Annotated in this window: 11 protein-coding genes and 1 riboswitch; of the genes, 5 read left to right on the plus strand and 6 right to left on the minus strand. The window is 39.4% G+C overall.

Translation table 11 applies throughout. The annotated features are described in order from the left end of the window. Positions 1-3 precede the first annotated feature (3 nt). Positions 4-705 (minus strand): RloB family protein, encoded by a 702-nt coding sequence (locus RB214_RS09815; protein ID WP_309166475.1) that lies wholly within the window; start codon positions 703-705, stop codon positions 4-6. Between the two features lie 3 nt (positions 706-708). After that, entirely contained in the window at positions 709-1983 is a 1275-nt protein-coding gene (locus RB214_RS09820; protein WP_309166476.1) for an ATP-binding protein, read from the minus strand. 367 nt (positions 1984-2350) lie between these two features. On the opposite strand from RB214_RS09820, the gene sbcB reads away from it, so the two are divergent. Beyond that, positions 2351-3796 (plus strand): exodeoxyribonuclease I, encoded by a 1446-nt coding sequence (gene sbcB / locus RB214_RS09825; protein WP_309166477.1) that lies wholly within the window; start codon positions 2351-2353, stop codon positions 3794-3796. A gap of 511 nt (positions 3797-4307) precedes the next feature. Here the strand turns inward: sbcB and RB214_RS09830 are convergent. Continuing rightward, complete coding sequence (locus RB214_RS09830; protein WP_309166479.1) at positions 4308-5189, minus strand: NAD(P)-dependent oxidoreductase; 882 nt, start codon at positions 5187-5189, stop codon at positions 4308-4310. 121 nt (positions 5190-5310) lie between these two features. Here RB214_RS09830 and RB214_RS09835 point away from each other — a divergent pair, with 121 nt between their 5' ends. Further along, on the plus strand, positions 5311-5871 hold the full coding sequence (locus tag RB214_RS09835; protein WP_309166481.1) for a glutathione peroxidase: 561 nt from the start codon (positions 5311-5313) through the stop codon (positions 5869-5871). 98 nt (positions 5872-5969) lie between these two features. Next, positions 5970-6950, plus strand: coding sequence for a 2-hydroxyacid dehydrogenase (locus RB214_RS09840; protein WP_309166483.1), 981 nt, complete (start codon positions 5970-5972; stop codon positions 6948-6950). A gap of 94 nt (positions 6951-7044) precedes the next feature. Here the strand turns inward: RB214_RS09840 and RB214_RS09845 are convergent, their stop codons facing one another. Beyond that, on the minus strand, positions 7045-8367 hold the full coding sequence (locus RB214_RS09845; protein WP_309166485.1) for a sodium-dependent transporter: 1323 nt from the start codon (positions 8365-8367) through the stop codon (positions 7045-7047). 141 nt (positions 8368-8508) lie between these two features. On the opposite strand from RB214_RS09845, the gene RB214_RS09850 reads away from it, so the two are divergent. Further along, positions 8509-9267, plus strand: coding sequence for a 4'-phosphopantetheinyl transferase superfamily protein (locus RB214_RS09850; protein WP_309166486.1), 759 nt, complete (start codon positions 8509-8511; stop codon positions 9265-9267). Positions 9268-9313: 46 nt separating this feature from the next. Here the strand turns inward: RB214_RS09850 and lysC are convergent, their stop codons facing one another. Then, positions 9314-10717: a lysine-sensitive aspartokinase 3 gene (lysC, locus tag RB214_RS09855; protein ID WP_309166487.1), complete on the minus strand. Its 1404-nt coding sequence runs from the start codon at positions 10715-10717 to the stop codon at positions 9314-9316. A gap of 75 nt (positions 10718-10792) precedes the next feature. Then, a riboswitch (Lysine riboswitch) is annotated at positions 10793-10965 on the minus strand. A 101-nt stretch (positions 10966-11066) separates the two neighbouring features. Beyond that, a complete protein-coding gene (gene nhaD / locus RB214_RS09860) occupies positions 11067-12314 on the minus strand; it encodes a sodium:proton antiporter NhaD (RefSeq protein ID WP_309166489.1) in 1248 nt (415 codons plus the stop codon). 222 nt (positions 12315-12536) lie between these two features. On the opposite strand from nhaD, the gene RB214_RS09865 reads away from it, so the two are divergent. Continuing rightward, positions 12537-13808, plus strand: a complete 1272-nt coding sequence (locus tag RB214_RS09865; RefSeq protein ID WP_309166491.1) for a hypothetical protein — start codon at positions 12537-12539, stop codon at positions 13806-13808. Position 13809: the final 1 nt, after the last annotated feature.

Raw genomic sequence — 13809 nt, forward strand, 5'->3', positions numbered from 1 at the left:
GATTTATGACCCTTTAACTTCTTGAAGGTATGTTATCAACTCATGCATATTTGTACTTGGGTTCATATTATTTGACCCTTTTGCTCTATCATATATCTGCTGAGAATAATTTAGTGCTGTATTTAATGAACCATTATCAAGTGATGTTTTAAAAATACCTTTTTGAGTTTTTTTATACTTTGGCATATAAACCTTCAAGTCATCTATTACTTGATCTCCTACACTTTTACCCTGTTTGGGTTGATACGGTTTCGTTGAATAATTGAAATGCAACAACAACCAAAATTCAAAAGATGGATCTGAATGAATTGCATTAAATATAGGCTCATTACTTATATTTTCTTGAATAAGGTTATTATTAAGCACATCTACATATTTTATTGCTTCTAAATAAGTAGTGTGATTATCCCTGTCAAACACACAAAACACTTGATTGTATAGCCCTCCACTAAGAACTTCCTTTTTGAATATAGATTCTGCATGCTTCACTACTGATATAGGACTCGAACCACAAGTTCCATCGATCATAATATTCGCAGAGTCAAGCTCTAGTTCAATTCGAGCTTCTTCAAGATATATTGGTTCAGTTTTACTACCTTCGCAGACTATTAAAATACGATCGTAAGGCTTTCTTGATGAAACCTTACGTTCTAAATCTTTCTGTCTTTTAGCTTTATGTTTATGAAATAAATCCTCACTACCCAAAATTTATTCTCCAATATATTCTAATGCTGAGATTAAAGGCAAAGCACCATATCTACCTGTCAAATATGCTTTTTCTAAATTTTCAACACCTTTTCTAGGACTGAAATCTGTTAATGGATAAAGCGATGTAGATTGATTCTTTTCTTTATTACAAAACCATACTTGATCTCTTCTAAAGATATTTTGATCTAAAATTGATGTTTCATGTGTAGTAAAAATTAGCTGAGCGTTATTAGGATTTGTTTTTTTATCATGAAACAAGCTAACTAAAAATTTAACAATGCTCGGATGTAAACTATCATGTAACTCATCAATAAAGAGCACTTTACCTTTGTTTAAACTATCAATCCAAGGTCCCGCAAACGCGAAGATCTTTTGAGTTCCATCAGATTCGTCACTTAAATCAAATGACATGTTTTTACCTGAAGAAGTTTTATGTATTGTCTTAATTTCGTGGAACTCTTCGCCTTCTAATTCTTCTAACATTTTTTCTTTGATAGAAGCAGGTAGTTCATCAGGAAAATATGTTTTGTCCATTTTCTTTGTATCAACCCTAATATCATCAATATCTAAATCAGCAGCTTTTAAAAAATTTAATACATGCTCTTTGCTCTCATTTTTTTGACAAAGTTTAGCTGTATATTCCATATTCCATCCACTAATACCAGATAGCTTAAGTGTTTTATAAAACCAATCGTAAACTGGTTTTAATTGCTCACTATTCAACATAATTGCAGTAGATAGAAACAATGAATTTGATCTAGTTGCTTCTTTCCAGAGTTGTTTCTTCCCCATTAGATAAGACCCAAAATCCCAAACATATTCACTAGTTTCTGGATCTAATACACGAATAAACCATCTTTGGGGCTTTCCGTTTGGAAAAGCGTATAACCACTCTGCTGTGATTTGTGTTGAGTTTGTAGAAAAGCCATATTGATATTTAACACTATCAGCAATAAAAGTAACCTCAAACTCAGTTGGCTCATCTATAGTTGAGTCACAAAGTTTAAAAGGCTGGACGGGTAAATTATAGCCCCTTTGTCTATCTTTAGCAGACATAATAACTATTTCTTGCATTGTTGATAATGCAAGGATGAAATTAGATTTTCCCGCAGCATTTGCTCCATAAATTGCAGCACTTTTAAGTAAATCCGATGTCCCAGGGGCTAGTGGATTAAATGAATTGTTATCTGCATCTCCAAAGTTAGATTTTACAAGACTTAAACGTTGTTTTTCTTTAATTGAACGAAAATTTTCAACTACTAGCTCAATAATCATATACAAACCCAATTAAAAGTCTTTTTTTGGCTATAAATGCCATATTAGACGGAATTATTGCTATTTAAGCTTACTTATACATTGTTCTAACATTTATGCAAGTAAAGTTTTACTCATACTTTGATTCAGTTATTTATAAATAATTTTGCTCCTCAATCAGACTTTAAAGTTAATTAGTTAATATATAAAAGTAGAAACAAAAGAATAAATTCTTGTCTTACATACTTGAAAAAGATCAACCTGTACATCATTTCTCACCCAAACCTATAAACTCCCTCGCCCATATGCCATAATCTAAATAATTCATTATTTTAGTAACTTGGCGCGCATTTAGGCGTTTTTAAGTTAACTACTCAGGGTTATCAGCATGGCATATCAAGAGCAAAATCAAGCAACAATCTACTGGCACGACTACGAGACTTGGGGAGCAAGCCCTCAAAAGGATAAGCCGAGCCAGTTTGCGGGTATTCGTACCGATCTTGATTTAAACATTATTGGCGAGCCGCTTATTGAATATTGTAAGCCGCAAGCGGATTACTTGCCCCACCCTGAGGCGTGTTTAATTACGGGTATTACGCCACAAGTGGCGATGAAAAAAGGCTTGGTGGAAGCTGAGTTTATAGCAAAGATTCATGCTGAATTTAGCGTGCCAAACACCTGTGTTGCCGGTTATAACAGTATTCGGTTTGATGACGAAGTAAGCCGTTATAGCTTTTACCGTAATTTTTACGACCCATACGAGCGCGAATACAAAAACAATAACAGCCGATGGGATATTATTGATTTAGTACGTGCTTGTTATGCGCTGCGCCCTGAAGGGATTGAATGGCCATTAAAAGAAGACGGCAGCCCAAGCTTTAAGCTAGAGCATTTAACGGTAGCTAATGGTATTGAACACGCCGCTGCGCATGATGCACTAAGCGATGTAACCGCCACTATTGCACTGGCTAAGCTAATAAAAGAAAAACAGCCAAAGCTATATAACTTCTTTTTTGGGCTGCGTGGCAAAAAAGCCCTTGCTGAATTGGTTGATGTATTTAACATGACGCCGCTGGTGCATACCACGTCGCGCATACCTGCAACACAAGGCTGTACAAGCTGGGTTGCACCAATGAGCTTTCATCCTATTAATAAAAACGCGGTTATTTGTTTTGATTTAACCCAAAATCCGCAAGTACTCATTGATTTAAACGTAGAAGAGTTACGCAAACGTTTATACACCAAACGTGTAGATTTAGCCGAGGACGATTTACCTGTTGGCTTAAAACTAGTGCATTTAAACAAGTGCCCTATTTTAGCCCCAGCTAAAACATTATTGCCTGAAAACGCCGCCCGCCTTGGGATTGACCGCGAGCAGTGCTTAGCTAATTTAGCTATTTTAAAAGCCAATACCGACCTTCGCGATAAAGTAACCGAAGTGTTTAACGAGCAAGGCGATTACAGCGCAACCACTAACGTTGACTACTTACTTTACGATGGGTTTACAAGCCATGCTGATAAAGCTAAATTTGCGATTATTCGTGATGCAAAACCAGATGAATTGGCTGGGTTGAAGTTAGACTTTGAAGATAAAAAGTTTAATACGTTGTTGTTTAGATACCGCGCCCGTAACTGGCCTGAAACGCTAAACCAGCAAGAGCTTGACCAATGGCGCCAGTATTGCCAAAACAAGTTAATGCACGGGGAGGATCAACCATCGATTAACGCGCAAGATTTTATGATCACACTTGAAAACCTAGCGCATGAACATGACGACAGCGAAAAAAACCTTACAATTTTAAAGGCGTTGTATAACTACGCACAAAGCATGTAATTTTGTTTGTATAACGCATTAAAAACGCGACACTTTAGCAATAAAGTGTCGCGTTTTTTGTATATAAATATCTGTACCACTTCAAACAAAGCAAAATCTATTTCACAAAGAGAAGCGAATGAGGAGTAAATGAGAAGACATAAAAACAATAATTTTTTAGATCTATTACTTCCTCTAAAAGCGCAGCGCCTCTAAACCTCTTTGTGAGTAAATTACTTTACGGGCTTTGCCCGTCACGCAAGCAAGCTTCGCGTCTACAAGTTAAACACACCGCTACACTTTGCCGGTAAGAGTCGAGCTTACTCACGTAAAAAGCACCGCTTTTAATTACTTAAATAAAATACTATTACCAAAGAGAAGAGAATGAGGAGTAAATGAGAAAACATAAAGACCAACAACAATCTTTTTTATCTATCGCTGCCTCTAAAAGCGCAGCGCTTCATAACCTCTTCGTGAATAAGTCACTTTACGGGCTTTGCCCGTTACGCAAGCAAGCTTCGCGTTTACAGCGTTACTTTTTATGCAGCGCTTCAATGCGTGCTAGTAAGCTTGAGGTGTCGTATCTGCCACCGCCGAGTGCTTGTACATCGGCGTAATATTGATCGACCGTTGCGGTCATTGGTAAAGTAGCGCCGTTGTTTTTAGCTTCATCGAGTGCAATGCCTAAATCTTTACGCATCCAATCTACGGCAAAACCAAACTCATATTCACCCGCCCACATTGTTTTGTAGCGGTTTTCCATTTGCCACGAACCGGCTGCGCCTTTAGATATTGTTTCTATTACTTTTTCGCCATCAAGCCCAGCTTGCTTGGCAAAATGTAAGCCTTCGGCTAAACCTTGCACTGCGCCAGCAATACAAATTTGATTAACCATTTTACAAAGTTGTCCCGAGCCAACGCCGCCTAGTAATTGGCTAAAGCGACTAAACGCCGCCATTACTGGCTGCACTTTAGCAAATACGGCTTCATTGCCACCCGCCATAACCGTTAATACGCCGTTTTCGGCGCCAGCTTGTCCGCCCGATACAGGCGCATCTATAAAGTCGATATTTTGCAGAGCCGCTTTTGCAGCCACTTCACGTGCTACTTCAGCTGAGGTTGTGGTGTGATCAACCAAAACAGTGTGCGGTAACATGCCCGCTAACACGCCGTCATCGCCATACACTACTGAGCGTAAATCGTCATCGTTACCAACACACATAAATACAATGTCGGCATTGCTGGCAGCTTCGCGCGGGGTTGATGCAAAGCTTCCTGAATGTTCTGCAGTCCACGTTTGTGCTTTAGCTTGAGTACGGTTATAAACGCATACGCTGTGCCCTGCTTTTGCTAAATGCCCCGCCATTGGGTAACCCATTACGCCTAAACCTATAAATGCGACTTTCATTGACATAAAAATGACCTATTTAACTGATAACTTAGAAACTAGACCTCGATTATGTCAACCGGTCGATAAAAAAGCGAATGAAAGTCTTTATAAAATTTCCTTAACGGGAAAGGTAAGTAGGTAACCTATGGACAGTATTTATCAATTTAATGCACCACTTTATAACAGCGAAAATTTTCCTCTTAGCCAGTTACAGGGCAAAACCGTCCTTATTGTTAATACAGCGAGTAAGTGTAATTTTTCGGTGCAATTAAACGCACTCGAAAAGCTCTACCAGCAATACAAAAGCAATGGTTTTACTGTGCTTGCGTTTCCGTGTAACCAGTTTGGCCAAAATGAGCCGCTTGATAATTTAGCCATTAAAGACTTTTACCAAGAGCAATTTAATACCTCGTTTGAGGTATTTGGTAAGGTAATGGTAAACGGGCCAGAAACACATCCGTTGTTTAATTATTTAAAGTCGCATACGCGAGGTATTTCGCAAAACCGTGCAATTAAGTGGAATTTCACTAAGTTTTTAATTAACTCACAAGGGCAACTTGTTGCACGCTATGCACCACGTACTAAGCCCGAAACACTTAAACAAGTAATAGAAAGCAACCTACTGCAAGCCGCAAAGTTAAGCGCAGCAAGAGGTGGTAAAAAGGTAGCATCAAAAATACCTTTGTTTACGCCAGCTAAGGCTTAATTTAAATCAATAAAATGCGCGTTACTAAAGCACAGGTTTATAAAGTAGTTTATTGTATTAGTAATAAATAATACTCCTTAAGCGTCGAGGCTATTACCATGAACATTGCTTTTTTTAGTACTCAAAAGTACGAGCTGCCTTTTTTTGAACAAAGTACACACGATCACCGTGATATAAAAATAACGTATTTTGAGCAATCCTTGAGCGAACAAACGGCTATTTTAGCAAACGGGTTTGATGCCATATGCGTATTTGTAAACGACACCGTAAACGCCACGGTTATTGAACAACTGGCAAGCCAAGGCATAAATACTATTTTGCTGCGTTGTGCAGGATTTAATAATGTAGATTTACCTGCTGCAAAAGCACATAAAATTAAAGTATTACGCGTACCGGCTTACAGCCCTGAGGCCGTAGCCGAGCATTGTATTGCACTTATGCTAACGCTTAGCCGTAAAACCCATAAAGCGTATAACCGCGTACGCGAAGACAACTTTGATTTAAACGGATTGCTTGGTTTTAACTTGCACAATAAAACCGTGGGTATTGTAGGTTGCGGTAAAATTGGCCTTGCGCTGTGCAACATTTTAAATGGCTTTGGCGCTAAAGTATTAGTGTGCGACCCCTACGCACAATCTGGCAATTATACAATTACCGATATAGACACCTTACTTAACCAAAGCGATGTGATTTCTTTGCATTGCCCTTTAACGGAGCAAACTCATCATTTAATAGATGATGAGGCATTTAGTAAAATGAAAACCGGCGTTATGCTTATTAACACCTCTCGCGGGGCACTGCTTAACAGCAAAGCGTGCATTAATGCGCTTAAAACTAAAAAATTAGGGTATTTAGGGCTCGACGTTTACGAGCAAGAGTCGGAGCTATTTTTTAAAAACCACAGCGACGAAATAAACCAAGACGATATATTCTCGCGCTTAGTGAGCTTTAAAAACGTATTAGTAACGGGGCATCAGGGATTTTTTACGCAAGAAGCACTTACCGAAATAGCAAACACAACCGTATTTAACGCGCTTGAAGTAAGTGAAGGTAGGCCTCTAACTAATGAGGTTTTATAAAGACCTAAGCTATACCTAGATAACAGGCACAAAAAAAGCGAATAAGGTGAGCCCTATTCGCTTTTTTTGTTTAAAAATTCACTTTAAATAGAGCTTAACCAAACGCAACATTTGCAAATACCAAGGTCATTAATATTGGGCAAACAAAACGAATATACTGAGCAAACCAGTAATGTACGCCGGTTGTTGCTTGGTGTAATTTATTACCACGCTGCCACATCCACCCTACTGTAATAAAGTAAAACAAGCCCATAAGCGGTAATTGGTATTGGGTAAATAGCATAATTACCAAACCAAATAACCAATCAAAATTTAGTATAATCGCACTTGCACACACAAGTACAACGGCGCTTACCGCCCATGTTGCTTTGGTGCGGCTAACGTTGTGATTTTCGACTAAAAACGCTACCGGAATTTCAGTCGTCGATATAGTTGACGTAACCGATGCGATAGACATTAATACAAAAAACAATAAACCAACTAATAAACCAATTTCGCCCATGGTGCTAAATAGCGCAGGTAAAATAGCAAAAATAAGCTGCCCTTCGCCAATCAGTTTACCACCACTAAATACTTCTACACCGTTGTGCTGCGCTACATAAATCGCGGGGATAATAAGTAAACCCGCTAAAAACGCGACACTGGTATCGAGTAAGGCAACACCTGCAGTGAGCTTTGGTAAATTAGCATCTGGCTGTAAGTACGATCCGTAAATCATCATACAACCCACACCTAACGAGAGCGAAAAGAACGCTTGCCCCATTGCGGCAATAATTAAGTTAGGGTCGAGTATTTGGCTAAAATCAGGAATTAAATACGCGGCAAAACCTTCGCTTGCGCCATCGAGTGTTGCGATGTAGGCAATTAAACCAACAAGCAATACGAGTAGCAGTGGCATTAAACGGCGCGACCAGGTTTCGATTCCCGATTTAACACCTTTTAAAATAATACTGGCAGTTAAAATAAGCATAAGTGGCGTAAATACAAAATTACGCAGCACTGAGTCGCTATGTAAAAATTCGCTTGCGCCTGTGAAACCCAAAAAGGTTGTTATGGGTTCAATAGCGTACGTGAGCATCCACCCTGCTACTATTGAGTAAAAACTTAGCATAACAACTGCGCCCGCAAGTCCTATATAACCTGCTGCCGCACCCACTTTACGGTTAGTGCTTTGCCATGCATCGCCCAATGCTTTTACCGGGTTAGCTTGTGCTTTGTGACCTAAATAAAGTTCTGTATACAATGCGGGGAGCGCAAGTAAAAATATAACAATAAAATAAACCAGTAAAAAAGCGCCGCCGCCATGGTTGGCCGCTTGCGTAGGAAAACCCCAAATATTACCTAAACCCACTGCTGCGCCAGCAGCGGCTAAAACAAAACCAAGTCGGCTTTGAAACCCATCACGCACTTGTGCCATACATCTACAAATCTGTTATTATTTTGATTATTGTGAATTAAACCATATTTCATGCCAGCTGAGTAATAAAATTGTACCCAGCCTTTATTAGGGGCGTTAACCGCTCACAATATCAGCGACTTCTTTTGCTTTAGGGCTTTTATGACTGAACACTATTTTAAAAACGCCTTGAGTATTACTTCAACTCAATTAGTAAACTTGTCTTTAGCTAGTAACAGTATTTTATTATTTAATGCTAAAACACTTGAGCTTAGTGACTTTAATTTGCCCGATTGCTTAAGCCCGGTTGAGTTAGCCATTATAAACCGCCGCAAAAGCCCGCAAGCTAAGCAAGAGTATTTAGCTACGCGGTTATTGTTAAAGCACCTTATTAAAATAACGCAGCCGCAACATGCGCACGTAGCCCTTAATAAAATGAGTACAGAATTTGACGAGGCAAGCTCAAAGCTGCAAGTACATGTAAGTGATGATGTTATTAATACCTGTATTTCGCACTCGCATGGTTTAGTTGGGGTTGCGCTTAACCTTGGTAAAAGTGAATTTGGTTTTGATATTGAAAAAGTAAGCCTCAAGCGCCCGTTTGAAAAGCTCGCTAAGCATTTTTATCATAATGATGAAATTACACTTATTACAAAGCCCACTAATACCCAAGCCCAAGCGGATACGTTTTTTAGAATTTGGACATTAAAAGAGTCACTTGCTAAAGCCACCAGCCGCCCTATTGCAAAACTACTTAGCCCCAATGTGTTTGACGAATTACATAGTGCAAAGCTAAGTGCTAGCAGTAATCGCGTTACTGTAGTTAATAGCAGTGACAGTAATGTTTGTTTTGATGTAAGTGTGGTGCATAAAAAAAGCATCGACTGGCGATGCTTTTTATTAACTGATTTTATTAACTGATTTTGTTAAGTGACTTTAATAAATCGCTTTGCTGAATAAGCGCGATTTACGCAGCAAAATCGTTTTCTAATAAACGGCTATGAATAGATTGTACTACGTTATCTGACTCAGTTTGCTCTACTAAAAAGCACAGGTTGTGCTTACTAGCACCGTGACAAATTAATCGAATGTTAAAGTCTTTTAGTACACTCATTAAGTTCATTTCGTGTTGGCGTAATTGAATCTCGGAGCCAATAAGTGCTACCAGTGTTAAATTGTTTTCTACCGACACATGGCAAAACTCTGCAAGCTTATCTAGGCATTCTTGATCGAGCTCTGGACGCGAGGCGTTTTGCGCGTTATCAAGCGTTATAGCTACGCTGATTTCTGATGTGGTTACCAAATCTACCGATATATTGTATTCACTTAATAGTGTAAATACGCGTGCTAAAAAGCCGCTTGCTAGTAGCATTTCTGGGCTTTTAAGCGTAAGCAATATTTGGTTTTTACGTTGCGTTACTGCTCGTATACCTGGTTGCTGCGATTTTTCACGCTCAATCCACGTACCGCCACGCTCTGGCTCGCGGCTAGAACCTACAAACACGTTAATGTGGCTGCGGCTTGCTGGTAAAATAGTCGCTGGGTGTAATACTTTTGCGCCAAAGGTTGCCATTTCGGCGGCTTCGTCAAAGCTTAAACGTGCAATAGGCGTCGCTTTTGCGCATAAACGCGGGTCGGTGCTAAAAATGCCCACTACGTCGGTCCAAATATGCACGCTTTTAGCGTTAATTGCTTCAGCTAAAAGTGCAGCGCTGTAATCTGAACCACCACGTCCAAGCGTTGTTGTTTGGCCGTATTCGTCACTGCCAATAAAGCCCTGAGTAACAATTACTTGCTCATCTAATAACGGAATTAAAAATTCTTTAGCGGCTTGCGCTGTGGCTGCAACATTAGGCGTTGCTTTACCAAATTGGCTGTCGGTTTTAAGCACCTTGCGCACATCAAAGCGATCGGCATTTAAACCTTGTAAACGCAGCACCTGAGCAAACAAATACGACGATAAACGCTCACCAAAGCTAAGTAGCTCGTCGTGTTGCTGATCGGTAGTTAGTGACTCTTGAGCCAATGTTTGAAATGCTTTTAGGGTTTCGTTAAAGCCAACCGCTAAATCGGCATCTAGCGATAACTCATCTAAAATAGTTTGTTGAATAGCAAGCACGCCGTTTATGTGTTCTTGGCGCTCACTTGGGGTAATACTTGATTTACACAGTGCAACTAAATGGTTAGTTACGCCAGCACTGGCGCTCACGGCAACAATACGTACGCTTTTATCTGCAACAATAATTTCGCTACAGCGACTCATCGCTTCGAAGTTTGCAACACTGGTTCCGCCAAATTTGGCAACGATGTAATCTGATTTTGCGCTTAACTCTGTTTGAGGCACTGTTTGTGGCGCTGATACGGTAGTCATTTAGTCTCCTTTCGCGGTATCCAAACCGCAATAAAACAAGAAGAACTTGGCAAAGGAATGCTTGAAGATAAGTCCACTGCCAGAAGCTCTCCACCTATATTGGTGACAGTTTTGAGGATTCAGCCCCATAAACCGAAAAACAATGACGACGTACCATTATTTTCCTCGGCGAGTACTTCCCTCCTTAATGATCATTGGCTTTCGTCGCCTAACATTAAGTACCTAAGTATCGCACCTCTTCTGAATGCTTTATTAACCAGTGGCTAATAAAACAAAACCCCACTAAGTAGCGGGGCTTTGAAAGTTATCGTTTAGACGTCTAGCTGTCAAGCATTTAATAATTTATGAGTTAAATAAAACTGCCCATGTAATACGAGCCCGCATATCCAACCGTGTAACAAATTAATAAATGCAGCGATAAACGCAAGTAGCTCATAAAGGTAAGCGCTTTAACTTTACTCATGGCAATAATGCCCGCAGCCGAACCAATAATAAGCATTGAACCGCCCACGCCCGTTGCATACGTAAACGACAACCAGTGTTGTTGGCTCATTACTATATTGGCTTTTAATAATGCAGCGGTAAGCGGTACGTTATCGACCCCTGCTGATAATATGCCCATTAAGTAGTTTGCGTATTCTGGTGCCATTACCGTGTATAGGTCGGTAAATTTACTCAACATACCAATTTCTTTAAGTGCGCCTACAAGTAAAAGTACACCTACAAAAAACAATAATGTGTCGTATTCTATATCGCGAACAAAATCGATTATGTCTTTGTTTATGTCTTTTTTGCGCATTAAAAATTGCGCCACTAAAAACATCACTGATAAGCCAAACAAAAAGGTTAATAAAGGCGGTACGCTGTAAATTACACTCAACATAAGTGTGCTCACTACGGTAGATAAAAATATAACAGCAATGGTTATGTCGGTTTTTTCAATGCGGGTTTTACCTGCACTAGCAAACTCAACACGCCCTTTCATACCTATAGACAGTAACGCAGCAAGCAGCATAACGCTTGCAAGTGCTGGCGCTATAAGTAGTAATAAATGAGCAATGGTTACTTTGCCATCTAAAAATATCATTAGTGTGGTTACGTCACCTGTTATTAGCGATACCCCACCTGAGTTCACTCCAAACACAATAAGCGTGGCGTATTTAACGAGCTTTTTAGGTTCAAGCTTTAACGACATAACAACCGCAAGCGATATAAGCGTCGCTGTTACGTTATCTGAAATCGACGAAAACAAAAACGCAAAACCACCCACCAAAAACATGAGCTTTTTTTCGCTAATACTTTTTGGCATAACACGGTGCACAATGTTTTCTATAAACCCCTTTGAATTTAAATACGCTACAAAGGTCATTGCAGCCATTAAAAATAGCCATAATGAGGCAATTTCTAAAATATTTTCGTTTAAAAGATGCTGAATCGTATCGGGGCTTTGCCCGTGTAGGGGGTATATAAAAAGAAGAATCCAGCAAAGCGTACCAAAAAACAGCGTGGTTTTAGCTTTATTTACATGGATTATATCTTCTATAACGATCAGTAAAAATGCAATCGCTATCAGGGTTAGAATAATCGAGGAAACCATGGTAGTTAAACAACCTTTGATATAGTTTTAAAGAACACACAAATAACATTCCATTTCATGTGCCTATTTTCGGCGCGAATTTTAGCACTGCCTCTATGCAAAAACTATTATTAAATGGTCTTAAAAACGAATACTATATACAGACAAGGTTAATTAAAAATACGTAATAATGAGTCTTCTAAAAGAACTCAATAATAAAATACTAGGATGTTGTAACCCCTTATGATCCCAGCTAAAAAGCTGCTAAACACCATAACCGAACATTGGGGTGTATTAGAGCTATTATTTAAACGTTTTAAAATGGCTGACTTTAGCCTAAAAGACGTACAAAACGCGATTAAGCAAAAGCAGCCTACGTGGTCAAACGAACGCATTTATAAAGAAACAAATCGTTTGTTAAACCAAGATATTTTAATTCCACTGGCTAAATCCTCTCAACTTGAAATAAATCGTGCCATTGCCGATTTTGCTACTTTTTTACTGCAAGAAGAGCATTTAGGTTTAGCACAAGAAATTAGCGTATTAGTAGAGGACCTGGCTCGTTTAGGTAACCGCCTAGATAACGCTGGCGAAATAGAAGACTTTGACGACTTACGCCGCTACAGCCGCATTATGGATGATCGGGTGCGTAAAATAATGAAGCTTTATACGCACAACGAAAACGCTATTTTAAACATTGTTGAACAAGCCAAATCAAATAATGCAGTGCAATCGCTGCAAAAGCGTTATAAAGCGGTAATAGAAGCCTTTGACGAATACATAGAGCCAATGCTTGAAATGGTTGATATTCGTGGTGAATTTCATGCGTGTTTTATCCTCATTGAAGAGCAAATAAGTAAGCAAATACTGCACATTGAGCGCTCAGGTAAAGCGTATAACGACAAACGTATGCTGGAGCAATTACGTACCCGTATACTCGAAATGCATTTAATGGGCCGAGAAAGCTTACGTAAAAGTGCCGATATGCTTATGCCGCTACGCGAAGAGTTACGTCGTAATAACTTAATTACTCGCCAAGCAGCCAAAGTACTTGGGCTTGTACGTAAAAATGGCGTAGACAATATGCTAAGTGCTGTGCAGCCAAATTTTGTAAGCGACGCGCAGCGATATTCGCTTGGTCAGCAACGCCATATTGTGGCTTACATGGCAAGCTTGGTTGAATTTGAACACGAAGAATACCAATTGCCTGACCAGCAAGACGTGCCTGCATTTGTTACGCCTAATATTCCTGACTACAACGATGTTAAAACCAACTTTGCTAAGCGCTTTAATAAAAAACGCAAAAAGCCGCAGCCCTTGCTGCAATTTTTAGACGAAAGCTATCCAGATCTCGATGCCGACGAAATGCTATTTTTGTATCAAAAATTAGTCAGCGACAGCGATATTAAAATAATTCAAAGCGATGAAAAAGCCCGCGTAAAAATTGCCGGTCAGCACTTTTCTTTATATCCATTTAATTCAGAGCCTCAGCCAGATTCAAAGGCAGGTAAATAAA

Source organism: Pseudoalteromonas sp. HL-AS1 (genome assembly GCF_031198785.1).
Classification (GTDB): Bacteria; Pseudomonadota; Gammaproteobacteria; order Enterobacterales; family Alteromonadaceae; genus Pseudoalteromonas; species Pseudoalteromonas distincta.